Consider the following 23,590-nt stretch of genomic DNA (forward strand, 5'->3'; position numbering starts at 1 on the left):
GCCTTACGCGGCGGCCGGCACCCGTAGTGCGGCCAGCACCGGCAGATGGTCCGTGGCGGCGAGCAGGTCGCCGTGGGCGAGGCCCGGCAGGTCGCGCGGTACGCCGCAGCCCAGCACCTCGACGCCGTCGGTCGTGAAGACGGCGTCGATGCGCTGGTGCGGGTCGTGGGGCGTGGAGGTGTACTCGCCGCCCCACGGCGCCGCCGTCCAGGCGTCGGTGAGCGAGCCCGCCAGCCGCCGGAAGGCACGCCCGTCCGGCCGGTCGTTCAGGTCACCGGCCGCGACGGCGTACGGGGTGTCCAGCGCGCGCAGCCGCTCCAGCAGCAGGCCCGCCTGGTCGTACCGCTCGTCGGCCTGAAGGCTGAGGTGACAGCTGAGCAGGCCGACCCGGGCGCCCCCGATCCGTACCACCGCGGTCGCGAAACCGCGCTGGTGCAGGCCCGGGGTGCGGGGCAGCAGGACGTCCTCGGTGCGCTCCACATGGGCGCGCAGCGAGGACAGGATCATCGGGCCGGCGGCGGTGGCGCCGCCCGTCACGTGCACCAGGTCCGTCGCCCGGCACAGCTTCGCCACGCTCTTGCGCCAGCGGAAGAACCGCGGCGCCTCCTGCACGAACACGACGTCCGGGGCGCAGGCCCGGATCACCCGGGCCAGCGCCGCGCGGTCGTCGCGCAGGGAACGGACGTTGTAACTGAGCACACGGAGCACGGCCGAGCCGCTCCGCCCCACTCCGCCTCCGCCCGATGCGAAGTCCTCGGAAGCGGAGCCCGGCTCGGTACGGGAGGCGGGCAGCTCGGCCGGCACCGCGGGTCAGCCCTGGCGGGCCAGGTCGGCGGCGCCGACCAGTCCGGCCTTGCCGCCGAGCTGGGCGGCGAGCACCTGGGCGTGCGGCCGCCACTGGTTGCCCACCAGCCAGCGGCGGAAGGACTTGCGGATCGGGTCGAGGACCAGTTCACCCTCGTCCGAGACGCCGCCGCCGACGATGAAGGCGGACGGGTCGAAGAGCGAGGCCAGGTCGGCGAGGCCGGCGCCGGCCCAGCGGGCCAGCTCGCGGAAGGAGTCGACGGCGACCGGGTCGCCCTGGCGGGCGGCCTCGCTGATGTGCCGGCCCTCGATGCCCTCGGAGGTGCCGTCGCCCAGGGAGAGCAGCACCTCGGCGTTCTCGGGGGTGGCGAAGGCGCGCTGGCGGGCGTAGCGCAGCAGGGCGCGGCCGGAGGCGTACTGCTCCCAGCAGCCCTGGCTGCCGCAGCCGCACAGCAGGCCGTCCGGTACGACGCGGATGTGGCCGAACTCGGCGGCGACGCCGAACCGGCCGCGGCGCAGCTTGTTGCCGATGATGATGCCGCCGCCCAGGCCGGTGCCCAGGGTGATGCAGATGACGTCGCTGTGGCCCTGGCCGGCGCCGAAGCGGTACTCGCCCCAGGCCGCCGCGTTGGCGTCGTTCTCGACGACGACGGGCAGGCCGACGCGCTGTTCGACCTTGTCCTTCAGCGGCTCGTGGCGCCAGTCGATGTTGGGCGCGAACAGGACGGTGGCCCGCTTCTCGTCCACGTAACCGGCGGCGCCGATGCCGACGGCCTCGACCTGGTGGTCGGCGCCGACGGTGCGGACGGCGTCGGCGATGGCCTCTGTCAGCTCGTCGGTGGCCTGCGGGGTCGGCACCTTGCACGTTTCGAGGATCGTGCCCTCTTCGTCGACCACGCCGGCCGCGATCTTCGTGCCGCCGATGTCGACGCCGATGGTGAGTCCCATGTGTCCCTCAGTTATTGGTCGTACCCCGCCGCGTACAACCGTACCGGAGTGCGGGGCGGCGCCCGTGCCCTCCGGCCGCGAGGGGTCGGTCAGTCGAGGTCGATCCGCTCGGTGCCGGCCGGACCCTCGTCGTCCCGGCGGGCGCCCGGGTCGTCACGCTTGCCGCCGGTGTCGTCGCCGTCGCGTGCGGTGCCCGGCCCGGCGGCCTCCCGCGGGTCGGCCTGCGCGGCCTCGTCGGCGGCCGCACGGGTCCAGCGGCGCTCGCTGCTCTCGACGGCCGAGCGGTAGGCGGCCAGCAGCTCCGATCCGGCGGCGGCGAGGTGGTCGAAGACGTCCGGATTGCGTTCGACGACCGGCTCCACGACGGCCTTGGCCTGCCGGAAGAGCTGCTGCACGGCGCCCTGCGCGGCCATTCCGGCGAGCGCGCCCGGCAGCTGGATGCCGGCGAGCTTGTCGGTGACGGCCTCCGCGAGGCGGCGCAGCTCCTCGGCGGCGCTGCCCGGCGGCGGGCCGTACTGCGCGCGGCGGCGGGCCTTCTCGGCCGCCAGGTCCTCGGCACAGGCCGTTTCCCAGGCATCGGCGTCGAACCGGTCCGTACGGTCGGCGGGGCGCTCGGTGGCATCGCTCATGGCGGACTCACTCCTGCGGCGAGGCGGATCTGGACCCGCGTGGGCGGCGGGTGCGCGGCGGTGCTGCTTCTCCCGACGTTACCCGAACGGCGGTGTGCCGTTCAGTGACCGCGGGGCCAGAGGTCCGGGTCGGGGGTGAAACGGATGTGCAGCGCGTCGTCGCGCAGCCCGGCGCCGGAGACCGAGCAGCGGCGCAGCGCGGAGGGCAGGGTGCGTATCCGCCGGAAGCGGCCGACGGTGACGACGACCTCGTCGCCGCGCCGCAGCAGGCCCAGCCCGTCGCGTTCGGCGCCCGGCAGCGGCACCCGCCACACCAGGATGCCGTCCGAGGCCAGCCGGTCCTCGACGGTCCAGGTGCCGTCGGCATCCCCGGGGGCGGCCGGTTCGCCGACCGTGCCGCGGATCAGCTCGTCCAGCTCCTCGGTGCCCTCGGGGTCGCGGCCCAGGTGCGGCACCTCGACGACCGGCGCTTCGGGGAACTCCTCGCGGAGCGCCTTGAGCGCGCTCTGCTGCTGTCCGGAGAGCGCCGCCAGGAACGGGTCGGCCGACCCGGTGGGCAGCAGCCGGTTGGCGACGACGGCGTCGGTGCGGTGCCCGTACAGGGCGAGGCCCGAGCGCACCTCCCGCAGGTCCGCGACGGCGGCCGGGCCCGCGTCGGTGACGATCCGTACGGTCGTGCCCGGGTGGTCGATGATCCGCTGGACGGCGGCGAGTTCGTGCTCCAGCGCTCCGCGGCCTCGTACAGCTTCTGGGTGGGCATCTGCACGCCCGCCAGCTGGGCCAGCACCGGCCGCAGCGCGCGGGCGGCCTGGCGTTCGGGCGGCAGCAGGCGGCGGAGGTAGCGGCGGGCCTGTTCGGGCAGGGCGAGCAGGGCGACGGTGTCGGCGGCGGGCGGCATGTCGACGACGACCGTCTGCGGGCCGTCGGATCCGCCGGCCGCTTCGTGGGCCGCGCGCAGCTCGTGGAGCAGCGCGAACGCCTCCGCGCCCGGCAGTTCGGTCAGTTCGTCCTCGTCCAGGGGCGCGGCGCCCAGGAGGTCGAGGGCGGCTCCCGCGCGCTCCTGGAAGGCGAGCACTTCGCGGCGGAAGTGGTCACCGGCGTCGACGCACTTGGCGTGCAGGCCGGGCACGACGGGCACCGGGCCGTCGCCGGGGTGGCCGAGGCGGGTGCCCAGGGCGCGCTCCGCCGCGCCGCCGCGGGCGGTGAGCAGCAGGACGCGCTCACCGCGCCGGGCACCGGCCAGGGCGGTGGCGGCGGCGACGGTGGTGCGGCCGGCGCCGCCGGGACCGGTCACGAGGACGGTACGCATGGTCAAAGGCTCTTGGCCTCGCCGGCGGGGGCCGCGGGGCCGCTCTCGACGCGCTTCTTCAGCCCGTCCAGCGCGCGGTCGATGATGACCTTCTCCGCCTTGCGCTTGATCATGCCGAGCATCGGGATCTTGACGTCCACGGTGAGCTGATACGTCACTTCGGTGTGCGCGCCGCCGGCCAGCGGCACCAGCCGGTAGGAGCCGTCGAGCGTCCGCAGCATCTGGGACTTCACCAGCGACCAGCTGACCTCGTGGTCGCTGATCCAGGTGTAGGCGAGGGTGTGGTCGTCCTTGATCGCGCCGGCGTCCAGCAGCAGGCGGACCTGCTCGGCGCGGCCCTGGTCGTCCTTGCTGAGAATCTCGGCTTCCTTGACCTCGCCGGTCCAGTCCGGATAGCGGTCGAAGTCGGCGATCACTCCCATCACCTCGGCGGGTGCCGCCTCGATCGTGATGCTAGAGCTGGTGTGTTCGGCCATCGCCGTGACTCCTCCATGCCGATTCGTGCCGGTCCGCCAGACGCGTATCCCTGCTGCTGAAGGCTACCGCGCGGCGAAAGCGCGCCGGACCGGCGTCCCGGCCGATCCGGTCGGCCCTGGAGGCGGCCCCCGGGAGGGCCTTTCGGGGAAGCCCCGGGAAGGCCCCGGGAAGGCCCCGGGAAGACCCCGGGAAGGCTGTCACCACTCCAGGACGTACGGCGCTCCCGTCGCGTTGAAGTGCCCCACGTTGACGCACTCGGTGGCGCCGACGCGTACCCGCCGGGCCAGCGGCTGATGCACGTGTCCGAAGAGCGCGTAGCGGGGCGGGTCCGGCGGATCGCGTCCAGGAGGGCGGCGCTGCCGCGTTCGAAGCGGCGGGCGACGACGTCGTAGCAGAGCTCCGGCACGTCCGGCGGGATGTGCGTGCACAGCACGTCCACCTCGCCGACGGCCTCGACCTTGGCGGCGTACTCCTCGTCGCTGATCTCGTACGGGGTGCGCATCGGCGTCTCCAGGCCGCCACCGACGAAGCCGAAGACGCGGCCGCCGATCTCCACCCGCTCGCCGTCCAGGACGGTGGTGCCGGGTCCGGCGTACTCGGGCCACAGGTGGGGGAGGTCCACGTTGCCGTAGGTGGCGTACGTCCGCTCCGGGAAGGCGGCGAACAGTTCGGCGTACTGCCGTCGGACGGCTTGCTCGATGACGGCCATCCGGCCGCCGCCCTCGCGCTCGACGTCGCCCCACAGGCGGCGGCCCAGCGCGCGGGCCTCCTCGAAGCGGCGGGCGGTGCGCAGCTCGACCAGCCGGTGGGCGTTCTCGGTGCCGAAGAGGTCGGGGAAGATGCCGCGGGAGTGGTCGGCGTAGTCGAGGAAGAGCACGAGATCCCCCAGGCAGACCAGGGCGTCGGCCCCGTCGCCCGCCGTGGCGAGGTCCCGCCCGTTGCCGTGTACGTCGCTGACCACATGGACTCGCATGACGGTCACCCTAGATCGAAAGGCGTACGGCCGGGAGGGGGCCGGGGCGCCGCCGGGAGGCGGGTCCGACCTGCGGTTACTTCCCGGTCACCGAAAGCCTGGTCTAGTCTGCGCGAAGCAGTCCCAAGGCGTGTCCGGACGCGTGTCACGCAGCGTGTGACGCATCGAACATCTGGGCGTAACCCCCTATCCCAAAAGCAATACCGGTGGGTAACGTCCGGGCAGTCCACCACCCCCTGCCTGATCATGGACCGCAGCCGGCCAGCACACAGCGTCGTGACGCCGGCGCCATAGAGGAGCAGCAGTCTTGCGCGAGTTCAGCCTTCCGGCCCTGTACGAGGTCCCCGCGGACGGCAACCTGACGGATCTGATCCGCCGCAATGCCGCGCAGCACCCCGATGTCGCCGTCATGGGCCGCAAGGTCGACGGCCGGTGGCAGGACGTGACGGCCACCGTCTTCCTCGCCGAGGTACGGGCCGCCGCCAAGGGCCTGATGGCCGCCGGCATCCGGCCCGGTGACCGGATCGGCCTGATGTCGCGCACCCGGTACGAGTGGACCCTGATGGACTTCGCGATCTGGAGCGCGGGCGCGGTCACCGTCCCCGTCTACGAGACCAGCTCCGCCGAACAGGTGCAGTGGATCCTCGGCGACTCCGGCGCGGTGGCCTGTGTGGTCGAGTCCCCCGCACAGGAGGCCGCCGTCGAGTCCGTACGGGACCGGCTGCCCGCGCTGGAGAACATCTGGCAGATCGAACGGGACGCCATCGCCCGGCTGCGCGCGGCCGGCGCCGGTGTCACCGACGCGGAGGTGGACGAGCGCAGCGCCCTCGCCGACGCCGACTCGCCCGCCACCATCGTGTACACCTCCGGCACCACCGGCCGGCCCAAGGGCTGTGTGCTGACCCACCGCAGCTTCTTCGCCGAGTGCGGCAACGTCGTCGAGCGCCTCAAACCCCTCTTCCGCACCGGCCACTCCTCGGTGCTGCTCTTCCTGCCGGTGGCCCATGTCTTCGGACGGCTGGTGCAGGTGGCCTCGGTCATGGCCCCCATCAAGCTCGGCCACGCCCCGGACATCAAGAACCTCACCGACGATCTCGCCTCGTTCCGCCCCACGCTGATCCTCGGCGTCCCCCGGGTCTTCGAGAAGGTCTACAACTCGGCGCGGGCCAAAGCGCAGTCCGAGGGCAAGGGCAAGATCTTCGACCGGGCCGCCGAGACGGCCATCGCCTACAGCCGCGCGCTGGACACCCAGGCCGGGCCCGCCCTCGGCCTGCGGCTCAAGCACAAGCTCTTCGACAAGCTGGTCTTCGGCAAGCTGCGCGCCGTGCTCGGCGGCCGCGCCACCCACGCCATCTCCGGCGGCGCGCCGCTGGGCGAGCGCCTGGGCCACTTCTACCGGGGCATCGGCTTCACCGCCCTGGAGGGCTACGGCCTGACGGAGTCCTGCGCGGCCACCGCCTTCAACCCGTGGGACCGCCAGAAGATCGGTACGGTCGGCCAGCCGCTGCCCGGCTCGGTGGTGCGCATCGCCGACGACGGCGAGGTTCTGCTGCACGGCGAGCACCTGTTCACCGAGTACTGGAACAACGAGTCGGCGACCAAGGAAGCGCTCTCCGACGGCTGGTTCCACACCGGTGACATCGGCACCCTCGACGAGGACGGCTACCTCGCGATCACCGGCCGCAAGAAGGAGATCCTGGTGACGGCGGGCGGCAAGAACGTCGCCCCGGCCGTCATCGAGGACCGCATCCGGGCGCACGCGCTGATCGCCGAGTGCATGGTCGTCGGCGACGGCCGGCCCTTCGTCGGCGCGCTGGTCACCCTCGACGAGGAGTTCCTGCCGCGCTGGGCGGCGGAGCACGGCCGCCCGGCCGGGCAGAGCGTCACCGAGCTGAGCCAGGACCCGGAGCTGCTGGCCACGGTGCAGCGGGCCGTGGACGACGGCAACGCGGCCGTCTCCAAGGCCGAGTCGGTGCGCAAGTTCCGCATCCTGCCGACGCAGTTCACCGAGGAGTCCGGGCACGTGACGCCGTCGCTGAAGCTCAAGCGCAACGTGGTCGCGAAGGACTTCGCCGAGGACATCGAGGCGATCTACCGCCCGTAAGAGCCGGTGTGTCACAACGCCGGGCGGCCGGTTCTCCAGCCCGCCCGGCGTTCGCGCGTCCGGCTGCGGCGATTCCCTACAGCAGCTCCTTGAGCCGTTCCGCCAGCAGGTCCCAGCGCCACTTCTCCTCCACCCAGGCGCGGCCGCGCTCACCCATGCGGCGGCGGGCGGCGGGGTCCTTCAGGAGCGCGACGACGCGTTCGGCGGCGACCGTCGGGGAGCCGCCCGGGACGACGTACCCCGTCTCGCCGTCCAGCACGGCGTCCGGCGCGCCGCCGGAGTCCCCCGCCACGACCGGGAGTCCGGTGGCGGACGCCTCCAGGTAGACGATGCCCAGGCCCTCCACGTCCAGCCCGCCGCGCCGGGTGCGGCACGGCATCGCGAAGACGTCGCCCGCGCCGTAGTGGGCGGGCAGTTCCTCCCACGGCACGGCCCCGGTGAAGCGCACCGCGTCGGCGACACCCTTCTCGACGGCGAGCGCGTGCAGCTGCTTCTCGTACGGGCCGCCGCCGACGATCAGCAGCACCGCGTCCGGCACGTCGGCCAGGATCCGCGGCATCGCCTCGATCAGGGTGTCCTGGCCCTTGCGCGGCACCAGCCGGGAGACGCAGACGACGACCGGCCGCTCGGCGAGCCCGAGGCGGGCCCGTACCTCGCCGCCGCCGGAGCCGGGGTGGAAGGTCTTCTCGTCCACGCCGGGCGGCAGTTGCGTCATCCGCCCGGCGGCGGCCGGCGTCAGCGCGGCGGCGATCCGCGAGCGGGTGTACTCGCCCAGATAGGTGATCGTGTCGGTGCCCTCGCCGATCCGCCGCAGCAGTTGACGGGAGGCGGGCAACTGCGCCCAGCCCGCCTCGTGCCCGTGCGTGGTGGCCACGATCCGGCGGGCGCCCGCCCGGCGCAGCGCGGGCGCCATCAGGCCGAGCGGCGCGGCGGCTCCGAACCACACCGAGGAGCAGCCGTGCCGGCGCAGCAGGGCGGTGGCCGTCCTGGTCACCCGGGGTGTCGGCAGCAGCATCGTCGTCCGGTCGCGTACGACGGGGAAGGGCTGCTCGGCGTCGAAGCGCGCGGTGGCCTCGACGCCCTCCTTGCTCCGCTTCCAGGTGGAGGCGTAGACCACGACCCGGTCCGGGTCCAGGCGCAGCGCCATGCTGTGCAGGAAGGCCTGGATGCCGCCGGGGCGGGGCGGGAAGTCGTTCGTGACGATCAGCGTCTTGTCCATTGCCCTGGCACAGTACCGGGTCACCGGACACGACCGGCGGGGACCGCCCCGGCACGCGCATGACTCGTCTACGGTCGTGACACGGCCCCGTCCACCTGGACGGACGCGGGCGGGCGCGGGGGGACACAGACGGACGCGGAGGTAGGGGGACGCGGAGGGACACGGCCAGCCGCGGACGACGGGACGAGGTGGCGATGGGCAGGGCCGGCAGCCGGCAGCCGAGGGACACGGTGCGCGCGCCGGCGCCGCCGACGGTGGTCTGGGCCGCGACCCGGGCGGTGCTGCTGCTGTGCGTGTTCAAGGTGCTGGTGCTGCCCGGCCCGGACGTCACCAGCGACATCTCGGGGATCTACCACGGCTGGTCCGAGGTCCTGAAGTCCGGTGCGTTCCCGCAGGACGACGTGGCCTGGCAGTATCCGCCGGCCGCCGCGCTCGCCGTCCTCTCCCCGGGCTACTGCCCTTCCTGGACTACGCCTCGGCGTTCTTCGTCCTGGCGTGCGCCGCCGACGCGGTCACCTTCGCGCTGCTCCTGTACGCGGGCCGGCGGCCGGGTAAACGTCTCACCGGTGCCTGGGTCTGGACCGCGGGGGTCGCCCTGCTCGGCCCCACCGCGTACGCCCGGTACGACCTGATGGTCACCGCCGTGGCCGTCGCCGCGCTCTTCGCCGCCGCCCGGCACCCGCGCGTCTCCGGCGCCCTGATCGCCTTCGGCGCGCTGCTGAAGGTGTGGCCGGTGCTGCTGCTGACCGGCGCGCCCCTGCGGGGCCGCCGCGCGCGGCAGCTGTGGGGCACGACGGCTGTCAGCGCGCTGGCGGTCACCGCGCTCTGCGCCGCCTGGGCCCCTGGCGGGCTGGCCTTCCTCACCTTCCAGCGCGACCGGGGTACGGAGGTGGAGTCGCTCGGCGCGCTCGTCTTCCATCTCGCCCGGCAGTTCGGCTGGGACGGACAGGTGCTGCTGCATTACGGCTCCGTGGAGTTCGTCGGCCCGTACGTGCCGCTGGTCAGCTCCCTGGCGCAGCTCCTGACCGTGGCGGCCTTCGGCTGGCTGCTGCTGTGGCGGCTGCGCGCGCGGCGGTGCACGTCCGCCACGCTCGCCGACGCCGCCTTCACCGCCGTCCTGCTCTTCGTCACCACCAGCCGGGTGATCAGCCCGCAGTACATGATCTGGCTGGTCGGCGCGGCGGCCGTGTGCATGACGCTGCGGGCGAGCCGGATGGGGCCGCCCGCCGTCCTGGTCCTGCTCGCGACCGGCGCGACGCTGGTGGAGTTCCCCGTACGGTTCGTGGACGTCGTGGCCAGCGAGGGGACGGGCGTGGTCCTGCTGGCCGTGCGCAACGCCCTGCTCGTGGCCGCTTCGCTGACCGCCTGCCGGCGGCTGTGGCGCTCGACGGTCACCGGGCCGCGGCGCGTCCCCCAGCTGCCGCACCACGTACGCCTGCCACCGCCGGGTGAACTCCGCCGGACTCAGATTCAGTTGGTCGCGCATCGCCCGCCCGGCGCTCTCCGTGCCGCCCCGCCCCGCCGCCCGGTAGAACGCGCCGAGCCGCTTCTCGCCCCAGTGGTCGGCGATCATGCGGCAGGCCAGCCAGCCGCCCTCGTACGAGCGGGCCAGCTCCCGCGCGCCCCGGCTGAAGCGGAAGTCGCCGTCGGCCGGGAGCCGGGACGGCGGGGCGCCCTTGGCCACGGCGTGCGCGAGTTCGGGGGCGACGGCGGCGGCCGGGCGGCTGCCGCCACGGTAGGCGGCCCAGTCGGCGAAGCCCTCGGAGAGCCAGAGCGGGGTGGCGGCGGTGGTGGCCGTGCGCGTCGCGACGTGGGTGGCCTCGTGGGTCAGTACGGTCTGACGCCCGGCGGCGGACAGTTCGCCGTACGCCTCCGGGTTGACGACGACCCGGTCGGCCGGTGCCGCCGGTGCCGGGCCCGCCTCGCCGGTCGTGACGGCCGCTATGCCCCGGTAGCCGGAAGGGTCGTCGGCGTTCAGCAGCTCCGCCATCCCGTCCAGCGACCGCGGTGCCTCGACCACCACCCGCCCGGCCCACTTCCCGGGCCACGCCTTGGCGACGGCGGGCACGGCCTCGTCCGTACGGTCCGCCAGTTCGCGCAGCGCCGCGGTGCCACGGCGGACCCCGAGGACCAGACTGTGGCGCCCCTTGACGACCTGGACCGGCCCCTGGTCCCACAGTTGGCGCGCGCTGCGCCGCCCGCTCCCGGCGCCGTCCGAGTCGGAGCTGATCAGCCACCGGCCACCGCGGTCGGTGAGCGTCAGGTACTGCACGGAGGTGACCGGCGCGTTGTCGTACCCGGTCAGCCGGTAGCGCAGCCGTACCTCTGCGGCCACCCGGCGGCCCTCCGCGCCGACCACCGCCGGCAGGCCGAACGCGTCGGTCTTCACCAGCTCGTACGACCAGGCGCCCAGCGGCACCTGCGCGAGGTTGGCGAACACCGCCCGCTGCTGGGCGCGGTACGCGGCCGCGTGCGGGTCGACCGAGGCGAGGAAGGCCCCGGCGTCCCGGTCGCGCACGGCCGCCGCGCGCCGGTCCAGCATCCGCTGGATGCCCGGCGGGGCGTCCTGCGCCGCGCCGGCCGGGTCCTGGCAGCCCGCGAGCAGCGGCAGCAGCGCCGACGGCAGGGTCGCGCAGAGCGCCGTCCTGATCCGCCGGGCCGTCCGCCGCGTCGTCCGTCGCCCTGCCACGCGGTTGATCGTAAGCACCGGCGCCGCGTACGGACAGCGGTCAGGGTCGGGTTACGGACGAGATGGGCATCATGCCGACGGGGTCCGAGCGCACCCGGGCGCCCGGATACGGGGCGTGCACCACCTGTCCGTTGCCCACATACATACCGACATGACTGGCGTCGTCCCGGTAGATGACCAGGTCCCCCGGCTTGGCCTGACTGACCTGAACCTGCTGCCCGGCGCCGCGCTGGGCTTGCGAGGTGCGCGGGATGGAGACTCCGGCCCGCGCGTAGGCCCACTGCATCAGCCCGGAGCAGTCGAAGGAGGACGGGCCGGACCGCCCCCAGGCGTACGGGGAGCCGATCGCCCCGCGCACCGCCTGGACGGCGGCTCCGGCCCGGCCGGAGGCGGGCGGCGGCCCGGACAGGTCGGGCAGCGACCGTCCGACTCCGCGGTTCGCGCGGTCGTAGGCGTCCCGGTCCGCGCCGGTCAGCGAGTTCAGCAGGCGCCGCGCCGCGGCCAGTTTCTCCTCGACGTCCTTCTTGTGGCGCACCACGTCCTGCCGGCTCGCCTCCAGGGCGGCCAGCTTCCCGGTCGCCTCCCGGCGCTCCTGCTCCAGGCCGCGCTGGGCACCTTGGAGCTCGCGCAGCTCCCCGGCCTGCTTGCCCTGGATGCGGTCCAGGGCGGCGGCCTTGTCGAGGTAGTGCGCCGGGTCCTCGGACAGCAGCAGCTTCAGGGACGGGTCCAGGCCGCCGGAGCGGTACTGGGCGGAGGCGACGGCGCCGAGCCGGCCGCGCAGCCGGTTGACGTGCTCCTGGCCGCGGGCCACCCGGTCCTGGAGGGCCGCCACGTCGGCCCGCAGCGTGCGCGCCCGCTCGTTGGCCCCGTTGAACTGCTCGGTGGCCTTCTCGGCCTGCTCGTAGAGGGCGTCGACGCGCGAGGTGACCTCGGCGGGCGCCGGACCCGGGACGGCGTTCGCCGCGCCGGCGGACAGCGCGGCGGCGGCGGTGACCGCGGCGGCGGACAGGACGGTGGCCCTGGTCGCACCGGCCAGGGCGGACTGTGAGACACGGCGGTGGGACGCCACGTGAGGCCGCACTCCCTTCCGTGCAGCCCCTGCCACCCGGGGCGGGCGGACGCAAACCGGCAGCTGCGAGGGCAGACAGTAACGGCGCCGGTGGCCCGCGGCCAAAGACCCGCAACACCCGTCGCCGGTAGGGAAAAAGCCGCCCCGCCGGTGACTGCGCAGGTCACCGGCGGGGCGGGAAGTCAGCGGCACACACCGCAATTCGCCCGATCGGGCGGCATGTCCGGCTGCGTCCCGCGAGCGCGGGACGCGGCCGGCGGGAGGTCAGACGCGGACGCCGAACTGGAAGGGCATGTTGTTGATCGACTCGTAGCGCACGGACGCGCCCGGCTTCGGCGCGTGCAGCACCTGGCCGTTGCCCGCGTACAGGCCGATGTGGTGCAGGTCGCCGTAGAAGAGCACCAGGTCGCCCGGCTTGAGCGCGCTCTGCGAGCCGATCCGGGTACCGGCGTTGGCCTGCGCCTGCGAGGTGCGCGGCAGCCCCTGGCCGGCCTGCTGGTACGCCCAGGAGGTCAGGCCCGAGCAGTCGAACGAGGAGGGGCCGGTGGCGCCCCATACGTAGGGCGAACCGATCTTCGAGGCGGCCGCGGCCAGGGCGGCGGCGCCGCGCTGCGAGGCCGGGACGTCGTTGCCGAGGTCGGGGCGCTCGTTGCCGCGGCTGGAGCGGTCCTGGCCCTGGCTCTGGCCCTGCTTCTTCTCCTCCTCCTTCCGCAGCTCTTCCTTCTCCTTGGCGGTCAGCGTGTTGAGGAGTTCCTGCGCCTTGGCGAGCTTGCCCTTGATCTCGTCCTTCTTGTCACCCAGTGCCTTGCGGGTGTCCGAGAGGTCCTTGATCTTGCCGGCGGCCTCCGCGCGCTCCTGCGCGAGCCGGCGCTGCTTGTCCGCGATGGTCTTCAGCTGCTCGGCCTGCTTGCCGCTCAACTGGTCGAGAGTGGCGGCCTTGTCGAGGTAGGTGTCCGGGTCGCCGGAGAGGAACAGCTGCACGGACGGGTCGATGCTGCCGCTGCGGTACTGGCCGGAGGCGACGGCGCCGAGGCCCTTGCGGAGATCGTTCAGCTCGCCCTGGCCGCGGGCGACCTTGTCCTGGAGGGCGTCGACCTCCTTCTGGAGCTTCTCCTGGTCCTCCTTGGCCCCGTTGTACTTCTCGGTGGCCTGCTCCGCCTGCTCGTAGAGCTTGTCGACCTCGGACTTGACGTCTTCCTTCTTCGGCTTCGGGTCGGCGTGGGCGGCCTGGGACGAGAGGGCGACGGCTGCCGCTGCGGTCGCGGTGAGGACGGTCACGCGGGTGCGGCTCGGCTGCTTGGGTCGACGGTGGGACGCCACGGAGGCGAGCTCCTTCTTCCTTCAGCCGCCTACCGGGCGTGGGGGGTACGGGACCCCGGCTCCGCGTGTGAACACCGCGGACTCGGCGGTTCCTTCACTGTTCATCCCGGGTGGATGATCAACTGCATGAAGGGTTGAGGCCTGACCTTAGTAACCGAGTTGTGATCGCTTCAAATCCTCACCGGAAAAAACTGCTGGATGCTCCTCATCCTTTACCAACATCACACACGCAGTAATGGTCACTTGACACTCAGAGACGAACGACAGGCATGAGGCGCCTCGTTGATGGGTACACCTTTTCCTCCGTCGCGAGCGCCGCAGCGTCCACCGGTTCCCCCTCGGACGCTCGGGCCAGTCCTGCCCCGTACCCCCCTCCGGGAAGCGCGTTCCGGACAAGTCGTACGGACGGAACGTACGACTCAGGTACGGGCAAGTCGCTTCAGCAGCAGGGCCGATGCGACCGGCCGCGCCCCCGCCTTGGCCACCCCGTCGGCCACCTCGCGGTCCGTGGAGACGACCACCACCGGACGGCCGGGCGGCTCGGCCCGTACGAGCTGGCGGATCAGCTCGTCCGCCGTCACACCCGGCTTGCTGAAGAGGACCCTCACCCCGCGCGGCGGCGCGAGCAGCACCGGCGCGGCCAGCTCGGCCCCGTCGAAGACACACGTCATCTCCGCGCCGGTCTGGGCGGCCAGCACCGCGAGGCCGCCCAGCAGCCGCAGCCGCTGCTTGTCCAACGGCATCGTGGGATAACCGGTCTTGGTGACGTTGTAACCGTCCACCACCAGGTGAGCCTGCGGCAGCGCCAGCAGCTGGTCCAGCAGGGCCGGGTCGGTCTCCGACAGTGCGCGCGTGGCGATGTCCTTGGGCGTCATCTTGCCCGGGGCCACCGCGTCGACGGTGTCCGCCGGGTGGGTGTCGGCGGGCGGCAGGGCCAGTTCCCGGCGCAGCCCCTGGGCGGCGTCCAGGACGGTGTCCAGCAGCAGCCGCAGCCGCATGTCCTCGACACTGCGGCCTTCACGGGTGGCGCGGCGGCTCGCCTCCAGGGACGCCTCGACCTCCGCGACACGGGCCTTCAGGCGGCGCGCCTCGCTGTCGGCCATGGCCTTCTCCTGCGCGGCGGCGGCCCGTACGGACTCCACCTCCGCCGCGGCCTTGCGCGCCGCCGCCTCGCCCCGCTTGACGTCGCTGAGCGCGCTGCGCAGCTTGCGCTGCAACGACTCGTTCTCCTTGCGCAGCGCGTCCAGGTCGCCGCGGGTGCGGTCGGCCTCGGCGCGGGCCTCGGCGCGGGCCCGCGCCAGCTCCTCGCGCAGCGCGGCCAGCTCGCGTTCGGCCTCCTCGCCGGCCTGTTCCGCGCGGGCGCGCTGCGCCTCCTCGCCGGCCGCCGCGACCAGCTTGACCCAGCCTTCGGGGCGCAGCACATAGGCCGCCGCCGCGACATCGAGCGGGTCGGCGGCGGCGGGCGGGGTGCCGTTGTCCAGCGCCTCGGCCAGTTCCGGCTGGGCCTCGCGCAGCCGGCCCGCGATCCGTTGCCGGAAGACCGCGTCGTTCTCCAGCGCGGCCGCCATCGCGTTGCCCGCGAACTTGGCCCGGCGGCTGGGAGTGAACCGGGCGTACTGCCGCAGCGGCGGCGGAAGTTCGGCGACCGTCAGACCGCCGAAGGACTCCGCGGTGAGCGCCACGACCCGGCGCCGCACGCCCTCGGGCAGGGGACGGTCGAGCACCTCGTCCGCCTCGGCCGTACCGGCCTCGGCACCGTGCTCCGCCCCCGCGGGCCCTTCTGGACGCTCCACCACTGCTGCATCGCTCCGATCTCAGGCGCTCGACTCAGGCACTGGCGCCGGGCCGGTCGACCAGCTCGATCTGGTCGACCGCGTTGCACCAGCGGCAGCGCACGGACTCGATGCTCTCACTGAGCACCTCGCGTTCCTCCACCTTCGGCTCCCCGGCGAGGTCGAGGTGGAGGTACTCCACGACCTCGGAGCGGCGGGTGACGTCGAAGCGCGTCAGATTGCCGCACAGGGTGCAGCGCCACCGGGTCCCGTCCGTCGGCAGGGGAACAGCCATGGTGTCGTCCTCTTTCGTCGCGCTCGGGCGAGCGGGGCTCGTGCTGTCGTTCGGGGGCTTCCCGCGGTGCGCCGTCGGACTGCGGAAGTACGCGGGGTACTGACCGTTACCCTACGGCCTGACACGTGTACGGCGCGGCCCCGCCCAGGAGGCGGGACGCGGCGAGGCACTCTGTCCCGATTGCCCGTATTACGCCATGATCACTTCATGACGGCCCCGCTCCTGACCCCCGGACGCCCCGCGCCCGCTCGGTGCTGACCGTGTTCTCCCGAATGACGAACGTCCTGATCGCCCTGTGCTGCGTGGTCTTCGTCGTCGGGCCCGCCTCCGGCCTCAACGGCATATACGGCACCGGCGACGCCGTCGTCCAGGCGCAGACCGCGTACTTCGAACGCTGGGGCGTCATCCCGCGCGACCTGTGGAGCGGCTCCCCCGGCCCGCTGCTCACGCCGCTCACCGCCCTGTTCGTGCACGGCAGCTGGCTGCACCTGCTGGGCAACGTCCTCTTCCTGTACGTCTTCGGCGGCATGGCCGAGGACCGCATGGGCAGGCTGCCGTTCACCCTCTTCTACCTCGTGACCGGCTACCTGGCCCTGATGGGCTACGCGGCCGCGCACGCCTCCTCGGGACAGACCCTGGTCGGCGCCTCCGGAGCGATCTCCGGGGTGCTGGGGGCGTTCCTCTACCTCTTCCCCAAGGCCCGGGTCACCAGCATCTACCCGTTCCTCTTCTTCCTGCCGCTGCGCTTCCCGGCGTGGATCGTGCTGCTGTTCTGGTTCGTCCTCCAGTGGATCGCCGCGCAGCGCGACCCCAGCACCCCGGGCGTGGCCTATCTCGCCCATGTCGTGGGCTTCGCGGTGGGCTTCCTGTACGCCTGGGTGCGGTACCGGCCGGGCCCCGCTCCGGCCGGGGGAACCGCCGCGGCCACCGGTAGGGTGGACTCCGCCGGAACGGCGAAGCAGCAGGCGGCCGAGGGAGAGAGCCAACCGTGATCACTTCGATCGTGCTCATCAAGACCAGCGTGGACCAGATCCCGGAGATCGCGGAGAAGATCGCCGCTCTGGAGGGCGTCAGCGAGGTCTACTCGGTCACCGGTGCGCACGACCTGATCGCGCTGGTGCGGGTGGCCCGGCACGACGACCTGGCGGACGTCATCCCGGGCCGGATCAGCAAGGTGCCGGGCGTCGCCTCCACGGAGACGCACATCGCCTTCCGTACGTACTCCCAGCACGACCTGGAAGCGGCCTTCGCCATCGGCCTGGACGCCTGACCGGGCGACCGCCGGACCACCACCGCCACCGCCACCACGTACGAGACCCACGCCGCGGCGCCCGGACAGCGGAGCGCCGCGGCGCGGGCGGTTCAAGGGGCTACGCCGCGGTGTCCGGCACGCAGCGCCCGTCCTCGGTGCGGTAGCTCCAGCGCGCGCCCTGCGTCACCAGTTCCTTGACGGCCTGGACGAAACGGTCCACGTGCTCGTCGGGCGTACCGGCCCCGAAGCTCACCCGGATGGCGTTCAGGCTCCGCTCCCCCGGCGCTCCTTCGGGTGCGCCGCACTCGCCCGGCGCCTCGGACTCGGCGCCCAGCAGGGTCCGTACCAGGGGGTGCGCGCAGAACAGCCCGTCGCGCACGCCGATGCCGTACTCGGCGGAGAGCGCCGCCGCGAAGTGCGAGCTGTTCCAGCCCTCGACGACGAAGGACAGCACGCCCACCCGCGGCGCGTCGTCCCCGAACAGCGAGAGCACGGTCACCTCGGGCACCTCGGCGAGGCCCGCCCGTACCCGCTCGACCAGCCGCTGCTCCCGGGCGACCAGGCCCTCGAAGCCCGCCTCGGTGAGCGCCTTGCAGGCGGCCGCGATGGCGTAGACGCCGATGACGTTGGGCGATCCGGCCTCGTGGCGGGCCGCGGTGGTGTGCCAGTCGACGTCCACCCCGCCGTCGGCGCGGCGCGCGACCGTACGGCTGGCGCCGCCGCCCGCGAGGTACGGCTCGGCGGCCTGGAGCCAGTCGGCGCGCCCGGCCAGCACGCCGGCGCCGAAGGGCGCGTACAGCTTGTGGCCGGAGAAGGCGACCCAGTCCACGTCCAGTTCCGCGATGTCGACCGGGTGGTGCGGGGCGAGCTGGGCGGCGTCGAGCACGATCCGCGCGCCGTGCGCGTGCGCCGCGGCGGCCAGCTCCCGTACGGGCCACAGCTCACCGGTCACATTGGAAGCACCCGTCACGCAGACCAGCGCATTCCGATACGGCTCGCGCTCGGCCAGCGCCCGCTCCAGCGTGTCCACCGCCTGCCGCGGCGTACGGGGCGCGTCCAGGTACGTCACCTCGACGTCGGCGCGCTGCTCCCAGGGCAGCAGCGAGGCGTGGTGCTCGGTCTCGAAGACGAACACCCGGGTGTCCGCGGGCAGCACGGCGGCCAGCAGGTTCAGCGAGTCGGTGGTGGAGCGGGTGAAGACCACCTGGTCGCCCTCCCGGCACCCGAGGAAGTCCGCCACCGCCGCCCGGCTGTTCTCGAACAGGTCGGTGGACAGCTGCGAGAGGTAGCCCGCGCCGCGGTGGACGCTGCCGTAGTACGGGGCGTACGCGGCCACGTCGTCCCAGACGCGCTGGAGCGCCGGGGCGCTGGCGGCGATGTCCAGCGCCGCGTACTCGACCTCGCCGCCGGTGACGAGCGGGACCAGCACGTCCCGGCCCAGCACGGGCAGCGGGGCACAGACAGCGGCATCGGAGGCGGCATCGGTGGCGGCAGCGGTAGCGGTAGGGGCGGCGGCAGCGGTAGCGGAAACAGGCATGGCGAACTCCCGTGAAGGCAGGGCGACTTCGCTGCGGGGCCCACACGCCGAAGCGGGGCCGGCCGACAGCGGTGAAAGAAAAAGGGGTGCGGAAAACGGGGCCGAACGGCCCTAACGCATTCGCTGAATCATCGGGAGATCTCCCTCAAGGACCAGGATCCCTGGCGAGGGATCCGCGCTTGCCGCAGACCTCGCTGCCTGCGACCTGGTCATCACCCGGGGCACCCCGCCACGGACGGAGGGTTGCCGGACAGCGGGCCGGGGCCGTAGTCGCTGTCACTCGTGACCTGATCAGCATCATGCCACACGATCGGGAACGCGCAAGGCCCGGTCCGTATCCCGGACCGGGCCCCGCGCCACTGCGGATCGCCGTCACGCGTTGCTGGCCGCCACCCACCGCTCCAGCGCCCGGCGGGCCGCCCCCGAGTCGATGGCCTCGGCGGCCCGCTCGATGCCGGCCGCGAGCTGCTCGTTCAGCGGCGCCTCGGTCGGCTCCAGGGCCACCAGCGCCGCGGCCGAGTTGAGCAGCACCGCGTCCCGCACCGGCCCGGTCTCGCCGCCCAGCAGGCGGCGCGCCACGTCCGCGTTGTACGAGGCGTCGGCGCCGCGCAGCGCCTCCACGGGCACCAGGCCGATGCCCACGTCCCGCGGGTCGAAGGCCTCCTCACGCACGCCGCCGTCCCGGACGACCCAGACCTTCGACGTGGCGGTGGTCGTCAGTTCGTCCAGTCCGTCGTCGCCCCGGAAGACCAGCGCGCTGGAGCCGCGTTCGGCCAGCACGCCGGCCAGGATCGGCGCCATCCGCGCGTCGGCCACGCCGGTGGCCTGGGCCCGTACCTTCGCCGGGTTGGTCAGCGGGCCCAGCACGTTGAACGTCGTACGGATGCCCAGTTCGCGCCGGGCGGGCGCCACGTGCCGCAGCGACGGGTGGAACTTGACCGCGAAGCAGAAGGTGATCCCGGCCTCCTCGGCGACCTCGACGACCCGGCGCGGGGTCAGGTCCAGGTTGACGCCCAGCTTCTCCAGCACGTCGGACGCGCCGCTGGCCGACGAGGCGGCGCGGTTGCCGTGCTTGACGACCTTCGCGCCGGTGCCGGCCACCACGATCGAGGACATCGTGGAGATGTTGACGGTCTTGGCGCCGTCGCCGCCGGTGCCGACGATGTCCACGCTCGGGCCCGGCACGTCGATGAGGTTGGCGTGCGCGTACATCGCCCGTACCAGGCCGGTGATCTCGGCGACCGTCTCGCCCTTGGCACGCAGCGCCACCGCGAAGCCCGCGATCTGCGCGTCGGTGGCCTCGCCGCGCATGATCCGGTCCATCGCCCACGCGGTGTCGTCGGCGCCCAGGTCGCGGCCCTGGAGGAGTGCGTCCAGGACGCCCGGCCAGGTGCGGACCGCCACGCTGTCGCCGCCGTTCGGGGTCGCAACGTTCATGGTCCACACTCCTGGATTCGTGTCCTGCTGGTGCCGAAACCTTATCCGGCGCCCCGGCATGCCGAAGGGCCCCGTCCGAATGGGGACTCCCCTGCTCCTTAAGAGCTTGGGGAAGGACGGGGCCCTCTGGGTGGCGTACTTACGCGGGGTGGTACTAGCCGTGGGTCACACGGCGGGGATCAGTGGTGGCCGTGGCCGCTGGTGATCTCCTTGTACTCCTCCGGGGTCGGCTTCGGGATGACGTTGTCCTCGCCGTAGTAGCCCTTGGAGAGCTTGGCGCGGAGCTTGGTCGTCCGCTTGACCTTCCGCTCGACACCGTTCTCGTCGACCTCCGGGCCGATCTCGAACGGCTTGGGCTGCTCGTGCTGGGTGAGCGTGTGCAGCTGCTCCTGGTTGAGCGGCTCGTGCACCTCGATGAACTCACCGTGCGGCAGCCGCTTGATGATGCCGGACTCGCGTCCGTGCAGCACCTTGTCGCGGTCCCGGCGCTGGAGGCCCAGGCAGATCCGCTTGGTGACGATGAAGGCCACCACCGGGCCGACGAAGAAGCCGATCCGGACGAACCAGGTCAGCGCGTTCAGCGACAGGTGGAAGTGGGTGGCCCACAGGTCGTTGCCGCCGCCGATCAGCATGATGAGGTAGGCGGTCAGCCAGGCCACACCGAAGCCGGTACGGGTCGGGGCGTTGCGCGGGCGGTCCAGGATGTGGTGCTCGCGCTTGTCGCCGGTGACCCAGGACTCGACGAACGGGTAGACCGCGATCGCCACCAGCACCAGCGGGAAGATGAGGATCGGGATCAGCACACCGAAGTTGATGGTGTGGCCCCAGATGTCCCACTCCCAGCCGGGCATCACACGGACCAGACCCTCGGCGAAGCCCATGTACCAGTCGGGCTGGGCGCCGGTGGACACCTGGTCGGGCCGGTACGGGCCGATGGCCCACACCGGGTTGATGCTGGCGACCGCCGCGATCACCGAGATCACGCCGAAGACCAGGAAGAAGAAGCCTCCGGCCTTGGCCATGTAGACCGGCAGCAGCGGCATGCCGACGACGTTCTTGTTGGTCTTGCCGGCACCCGGGAACTGCGTGTGCTTGTGGTAGAAGACCAGGATCAGGTGCGCCACCAGCAGACCCAGCATGATGCCGGGGAGCAGCAGGACGTGCACCGTGAAGAACCTCGGGATGATGTCGTGCCCCGGGAACTCCCCGCCGAAGATGAACATCTGCAGGTACGAGCCGACCAGCGGCATCGCCAGGATGACACCCTCGATGAACCGGACGCCGGTGCCGGAGAGCAGGTCGTCCGGCAGCGAGTAGCCGGTGAAGCCGGTGAACATGCCGAGCACCAGCAGCAGGAAGCCGAACAGCCAGTTGACCTCGCGCGGCTTGCGGAAGGCGCCGGTGAAGAACACCCGCATCATGTGCACCATCATGGCGCCCAGGAAGACCAGGGCCGCCCAGTGGTGGATCTGCCGGATGAGCAGACCGCCGCGCACGTCGAAGCTGATGTCCAGCGTCGACTCGAACGCCTGCGTCATCCGGATCCCGTGCATGGGCACGTACGAGCCGTGGTAGGTCACCTCGGCCATGCTCGGGTGGAAGAACAGCGTCAGGTAGACGCCGGTCAGGATGATGATGATGAAGCTGTAGAGGCAGATCTCACCGAGCATGAAGGACCAGTGGTCCGGGAAGATCTTGCGCATGTTGGACTTGGCGAGGCTGTAGATGCCCAGCCGGCCGTCCGCCCAGTCGGCGATCCGCTCGCCCCGCGGCGCCTGGCCGCGGCGCGTGGTGGTCGCGCTCGTCTCGTTACTCATCCGCGCTCCCAGAAGCTCGGGCCGACGGGCTCCGCGAAGTCGCTGACGGCTTCGAGGAAGCCGTCCTTGACCGTGATGTGCAGCTGCGGCAGGGCGTGTCCGGCGGGACCGAAGATCACGCGTCCGCCGTCGGCCAGGTCGAAGGTCGACTGGTGGCAGGGGCACAGCACGTGGTGCGTCTGCTGCTCGTAGAGGCTGATCGGGCAGCCCACGTGGGTGCAGATCTTCGAGTAGGCGACGATGCCCTCGTGCGACCAGTCCAGTTCCTGCTTGTCCTTAATGTTCTGCGGCTGGATCCGCACGAGCATCAGGGCGTCCTTGGCGATCTTCTGGTTGAACTCGTGGTCGTCCTCCTCCAGACCCTCGGGCTTGGCGAAGGTCAGCGAGCCGACCGCGATGTCCTCGGGACGCAGCGGGAGGTTGGTCGACTGGTTGACCAGGCGGATGCCCTTCTTCCAGCCGGTCGTACGGAGCTTCTTCTCCGGCAGCGGACCGAGGTCGCGCAGCAGCACCACACCGGAGAGCGGCACCAGGGCCAGCGCGCCGAACATGGTGTTGCGGACCAGCTTGCGGCGGCCGATCGCGGATTCCTTCGCGCCTGCGCGGAAGTCCTCCATGACCTTGGCCTTGACCTCGGGGGCCGCCTCGATCGGGTGCCGGTCGTCGGCGACCTCCTCGTCGGACATCAGCGTGCGGGCCCAGTGGACCGCGCCGGCGCCGATGCAGAAGAGCGCCACACCGAGCGTCAGACCGAGCCAGAAGTTCAGCGCGCTGACGTGGCCGAACGGCCAGATGTAGGTGATCTCGTCGACCGGGAAGATCACATAGGCGGCGATGAAGCCGACCGTCGCGAGCATCGACAGGGTGAAGAGGAAGGCGACCGCGCGCTCGGAGCGCTTGGCGGCCCGCTCGTCGATGTCCTGGATGCGGTGCTCGTGGGGCGGCAGCCCCGGGTCGGCGAACGGGTTGTCCGCCGGCTCGACCGCGCCGCCGTGAGCCGTGTCCCGCTCACCGGGGAGGTTCTTTTCTGGCACGTCTTCGTGTCGTCCAGTCTCACTCATGACTTCTTGGCCTTCGTAGTCCGGGCTGCGACCCAGATGGCGACCGCGATCAGCGCGCCCAGGCCGGCGATCCAACCGAAGAGGCCCTCACTGACCGGGCCGAGACCGCCCAGGCCCAGACCACCGGGGCTGGGGGTGTCGTCGCTGTTGACGGCGCCGAGGTAGGACACGATGTCCTTCTTGTTCTGCGGGGACAGCGAACCGTCACCGAAGGAAGGCATGTTCTGCGGGCCGGTCTCCATGGCCTCGTAGATGTGCTTCGGGTCCACGCCTTCGAGCGTCGGTGCGAACTTGCCGTTGGTCAGGGCGCCGCCCTTACCGGTGAAGTTGTGGCACTGCGCGCAGTTCGTACGGAACAGCTCACCGCCCTTGGCGATGTCCGCGCCGTCCTTGCTGTACTGCTCCTTGCCCGGCACGCTGGGACCGGCACCCAGCGACGCGACGTACGCCGCGAGCTGGTCGATCTCGGCCTGGCTGTAGATGTTCTTCTTCCGCGGCACCTGGGCGCCGGGCTGCTGCGCCGGCATCCGGCCGGTGCCGACCTGGAAGTCGACGGCGGCGGCGCCCACGCCGACCAGGCTCGGGCCGTCGGAGGTGCCCTGACCGCCGGTGCCGTGGCAGCTGGCGCAGCCGACGGCGAAGAGCTTCTTGCCCTCCTTGATGGCAAGAGACTGGGCGGTGTCATCGGCCTGAGCCTTGTCCGCAGGCGCGAACGCGGCGTACAGCCCCCCAGTGACCGCCAGCGCGAAGAGTAGGACGACGAGCGCCGCCAGCGGATGGCGCCGTCGTGCGGAGAGCTTTTTCACGGATTACCCCGGTGTCAGGATCTTCTGCGTCGATGCTTTGGCTATGTCTGTCTGATGCGCCGTTCCGGTGCG

Annotated in this window: 17 protein-coding genes, 4 pseudogenes and 1 riboswitch; of the genes and pseudogenes, 4 read left to right on the forward strand and 17 right to left on the reverse strand. The window is 72.4% G+C overall.

Annotation, left to right across the window (positions count from 1 at the left end; all coding sequences use genetic code 11):
* Positions 1 to 3: 3 nt before the first annotated feature.
* The 6 genes and pseudogenes from ACEXOX_RS14715 to ACEXOX_RS14740 form a co-directional block, all read right to left on the reverse strand.
* On the reverse strand, positions 4 to 804 hold the full coding sequence (locus ACEXOX_RS14715; protein WP_406521064.1) for an endonuclease/exonuclease/phosphatase family protein: 801 nt from the start codon (positions 802 to 804) through the stop codon (positions 4 to 6).
* Between the two features lie 6 nt (positions 805 to 810).
* A complete protein-coding gene (locus ACEXOX_RS14720) occupies positions 811 to 1,752 on the reverse strand; it encodes an ROK family glucokinase (RefSeq protein ID WP_030020869.1) in 942 nt (313 codons plus the stop codon).
* A gap of 89 nt (positions 1,753 to 1,841) precedes the next feature.
* Positions 1,842 to 2,381 (reverse strand): DUF5304 domain-containing protein, encoded by a 540-nt coding sequence (locus tag ACEXOX_RS14725; RefSeq protein ID WP_406521065.1) that lies wholly within the window; start codon positions 2,379 to 2,381, stop codon positions 1,842 to 1,844.
* Between the two features lie 101 nt (positions 2,382 to 2,482).
* Positions 2,483 to 3,690: pseudogene (locus ACEXOX_RS14730) on the reverse strand (ArsA family ATPase).
* A 2-nt stretch (positions 3,691 to 3,692) separates the two neighbouring features.
* Complete coding sequence (locus tag ACEXOX_RS14735) at positions 3,693 to 4,166, reverse strand: SRPBCC family protein (protein WP_365847100.1); 474 nt, start codon at positions 4,164 to 4,166, stop codon at positions 3,693 to 3,695.
* A gap of 198 nt (positions 4,167 to 4,364) precedes the next feature.
* Positions 4,365 to 5,140, reverse strand: a pseudogene (locus tag ACEXOX_RS14740) (metallophosphoesterase).
* Positions 5,141 to 5,447: 307 nt separating this feature from the next.
* Here ACEXOX_RS14740 and ACEXOX_RS14745 point away from each other — a divergent pair.
* Entirely contained in the window at positions 5,448 to 7,244 is a 1,797-nt protein-coding gene (locus ACEXOX_RS14745; RefSeq protein WP_406521067.1) for an AMP-dependent synthetase/ligase, read from the forward strand.
* A gap of 76 nt (positions 7,245 to 7,320) precedes the next feature.
* Here the strand turns inward: ACEXOX_RS14745 and ACEXOX_RS14750 are convergent, their stop codons facing one another.
* Entirely contained in the window at positions 7,321 to 8,463 is a 1,143-nt protein-coding gene (locus ACEXOX_RS14750) for a glycosyltransferase family 4 protein (protein ID WP_406521069.1), read from the reverse strand.
* A 194-nt stretch (positions 8,464 to 8,657) separates the two neighbouring features.
* Here ACEXOX_RS14750 and ACEXOX_RS14755 point away from each other — a divergent pair.
* Positions 8,658 to 9,880: pseudogene (locus tag ACEXOX_RS14755) on the forward strand (glycosyltransferase 87 family protein); the annotation flags it as partial.
* Here the strand turns inward: ACEXOX_RS14755 and ACEXOX_RS14760 are convergent.
* The 5 genes and pseudogenes from ACEXOX_RS14760 to ACEXOX_RS14780 all read right to left on the reverse strand — a co-directional run.
* Positions 9,875 to 11,089, reverse strand: a pseudogene (locus ACEXOX_RS14760) (hypothetical protein); the annotation flags it as partial. The pseudogenes ACEXOX_RS14755 and ACEXOX_RS14760 overlap by 6 nt on opposite strands.
* Before the next feature lie 103 nt (positions 11,090 to 11,192).
* Entirely contained in the window at positions 11,193 to 12,221 is a 1,029-nt protein-coding gene (locus tag ACEXOX_RS14765; RefSeq protein WP_406521071.1) for an NlpC/P60 family protein, read from the reverse strand.
* Between the two features lie 264 nt (positions 12,222 to 12,485).
* The gene (locus ACEXOX_RS14770; protein WP_406521073.1) at positions 12,486 to 13,541 is read right to left on the reverse strand and encodes an NlpC/P60 family protein; all 1,056 of its coding nucleotides are present in this window, start codon (positions 13,539 to 13,541) and stop codon (positions 12,486 to 12,488) included.
* 419 nt (positions 13,542 to 13,960) lie between these two features.
* Positions 13,961 to 15,337: an NYN domain-containing protein gene (locus tag ACEXOX_RS14775; protein WP_406521074.1), complete on the reverse strand. Its 1,377-nt coding sequence runs from the start codon at positions 15,335 to 15,337 to the stop codon at positions 13,961 to 13,963.
* A gap of 31 nt (positions 15,338 to 15,368) precedes the next feature.
* Entirely contained in the window at positions 15,369 to 15,608 is a 240-nt protein-coding gene (locus ACEXOX_RS14780; RefSeq protein ID WP_031004082.1) for a hypothetical protein, read from the reverse strand.
* 272 nt (positions 15,609 to 15,880) lie between these two features.
* Here ACEXOX_RS14780 and ACEXOX_RS14785 point away from each other — a divergent pair, with 272 nt between their 5' ends.
* Together ACEXOX_RS14785 and ACEXOX_RS14790 are read left to right on the forward strand one after the other, a co-directional pair.
* On the forward strand, positions 15,881 to 16,600 hold the full coding sequence (locus ACEXOX_RS14785) for a rhomboid family intramembrane serine protease (protein WP_406521076.1): 720 nt from the start codon (positions 15,881 to 15,883) through the stop codon (positions 16,598 to 16,600).
* Entirely contained in the window at positions 16,597 to 16,878 is a 282-nt protein-coding gene (locus ACEXOX_RS14790) for an Lrp/AsnC ligand binding domain-containing protein (protein ID WP_030020856.1), read from the forward strand. The genes ACEXOX_RS14785 and ACEXOX_RS14790 overlap by 4 nt, the downstream gene beginning before the upstream one ends.
* Positions 16,879 to 16,978: 100 nt before the next feature.
* Here the strand turns inward: ACEXOX_RS14790 and ACEXOX_RS14795 are convergent, their stop codons facing one another.
* The 5 genes from ACEXOX_RS14795 to ACEXOX_RS14815 form a co-directional block, all read right to left on the reverse strand.
* The gene (locus ACEXOX_RS14795) at positions 16,979 to 18,397 is read right to left on the reverse strand and encodes an aminotransferase class V-fold PLP-dependent enzyme (RefSeq protein WP_406521078.1); all 1,419 of its coding nucleotides are present in this window, start codon (positions 18,395 to 18,397) and stop codon (positions 16,979 to 16,981) included.
* A 170-nt stretch (positions 18,398 to 18,567) separates the two neighbouring features.
* Positions 18,568 to 18,685, reverse strand: a riboswitch (SAM riboswitch).
* A gap of 84 nt (positions 18,686 to 18,769) precedes the next feature.
* Positions 18,770 to 19,834 (reverse strand): anthranilate phosphoribosyltransferase, encoded by a 1,065-nt coding sequence (trpD, locus tag ACEXOX_RS14800; RefSeq protein WP_406521080.1) that lies wholly within the window; start codon positions 19,832 to 19,834, stop codon positions 18,770 to 18,772.
* Positions 19,835 to 20,013: 179 nt separating this feature from the next.
* Positions 20,014 to 21,651, reverse strand: coding sequence for a cytochrome bc complex cytochrome b subunit (locus tag ACEXOX_RS14805; RefSeq protein WP_406521082.1), 1,638 nt, complete (start codon positions 21,649 to 21,651; stop codon positions 20,014 to 20,016).
* On the reverse strand, positions 21,648 to 22,712 hold the full coding sequence (locus ACEXOX_RS14810) for a Rieske 2Fe-2S domain-containing protein (protein ID WP_406521084.1): 1,065 nt from the start codon (positions 22,710 to 22,712) through the stop codon (positions 21,648 to 21,650). The genes ACEXOX_RS14805 and ACEXOX_RS14810 overlap by 4 nt, the downstream gene beginning before the upstream one ends.
* The gene (locus ACEXOX_RS14815) at positions 22,709 to 23,518 is read right to left on the reverse strand and encodes a c-type cytochrome (RefSeq protein WP_030020851.1); all 810 of its coding nucleotides are present in this window, start codon (positions 23,516 to 23,518) and stop codon (positions 22,709 to 22,711) included. Before ACEXOX_RS14815 ends, ACEXOX_RS14810 begins: the two co-directional genes overlap by 4 nt.
* Positions 23,519 to 23,590 lie beyond the last annotated feature (72 nt).

This window comes from Streptomyces sp. Ac-502, assembly GCF_045222935.1.
GTDB lineage: Bacteria > Actinomycetota > Actinomycetes > Streptomycetales > Streptomycetaceae > Streptomyces > Streptomyces monomycini.

What these genes read in the sequence shown, in the direction of transcription:
- ACEXOX_RS14720 (WP_030020869.1), bottom strand. Translation starts at nt 1,752, where the DNA reads ATGGGACTCACCATCGGCGTCGACATCGGCGGCACGAAGATCGCGGCC.
- ACEXOX_RS14725 (WP_406521065.1), bottom strand. Translation starts at nt 2,381, where the DNA reads ATGAGCGATGCCACCGAGCGCCCCGCCGACCGTACGGACCGGTTCGAC.
- ACEXOX_RS14735 (WP_365847100.1), bottom strand. Translation starts at nt 4,166, where the DNA reads ATGGCCGAACACACCAGCTCTAGCATCACGATCGAGGCGGCACCCGCC.
- ACEXOX_RS14750 (WP_406521069.1), bottom strand. Translation starts at nt 8,463, where the DNA reads ATGGACAAGACGCTGATCGTCACGAACGACTTCCCGCCCCGCCCCGGC.
- ACEXOX_RS14780 (WP_031004082.1), bottom strand. Translation starts at nt 15,608, where the DNA reads ATGGCTGTTCCCCTGCCGACGGACGGGACCCGGTGGCGCTGCACCCTG.
- ACEXOX_RS14785 (WP_406521076.1), top strand. Translation starts at nt 15,881, where the DNA reads ATGACGAACGTCCTGATCGCCCTGTGCTGCGTGGTCTTCGTCGTCGGG.
- ACEXOX_RS14795 (WP_406521078.1), bottom strand. Translation starts at nt 18,397, where the DNA reads ATGCCTGTTTCCGCTACCGCTGCCGCCGCCCCTACCGCTACCGCTGCC.
- trpD (WP_406521080.1), bottom strand. Translation starts at nt 19,834, where the DNA reads ATGAACGTTGCGACCCCGAACGGCGGCGACAGCGTGGCGGTCCGCACC.
- ACEXOX_RS14805 (WP_406521082.1), bottom strand. Translation starts at nt 21,651, where the DNA reads ATGAGTAACGAGACGAGCGCGACCACCACGCGCCGCGGCCAGGCGCCG.
- ACEXOX_RS14810 (WP_406521084.1), bottom strand. Translation starts at nt 22,712, where the DNA reads ATGAGTGAGACTGGACGACACGAAGACGTGCCAGAAAAGAACCTCCCC.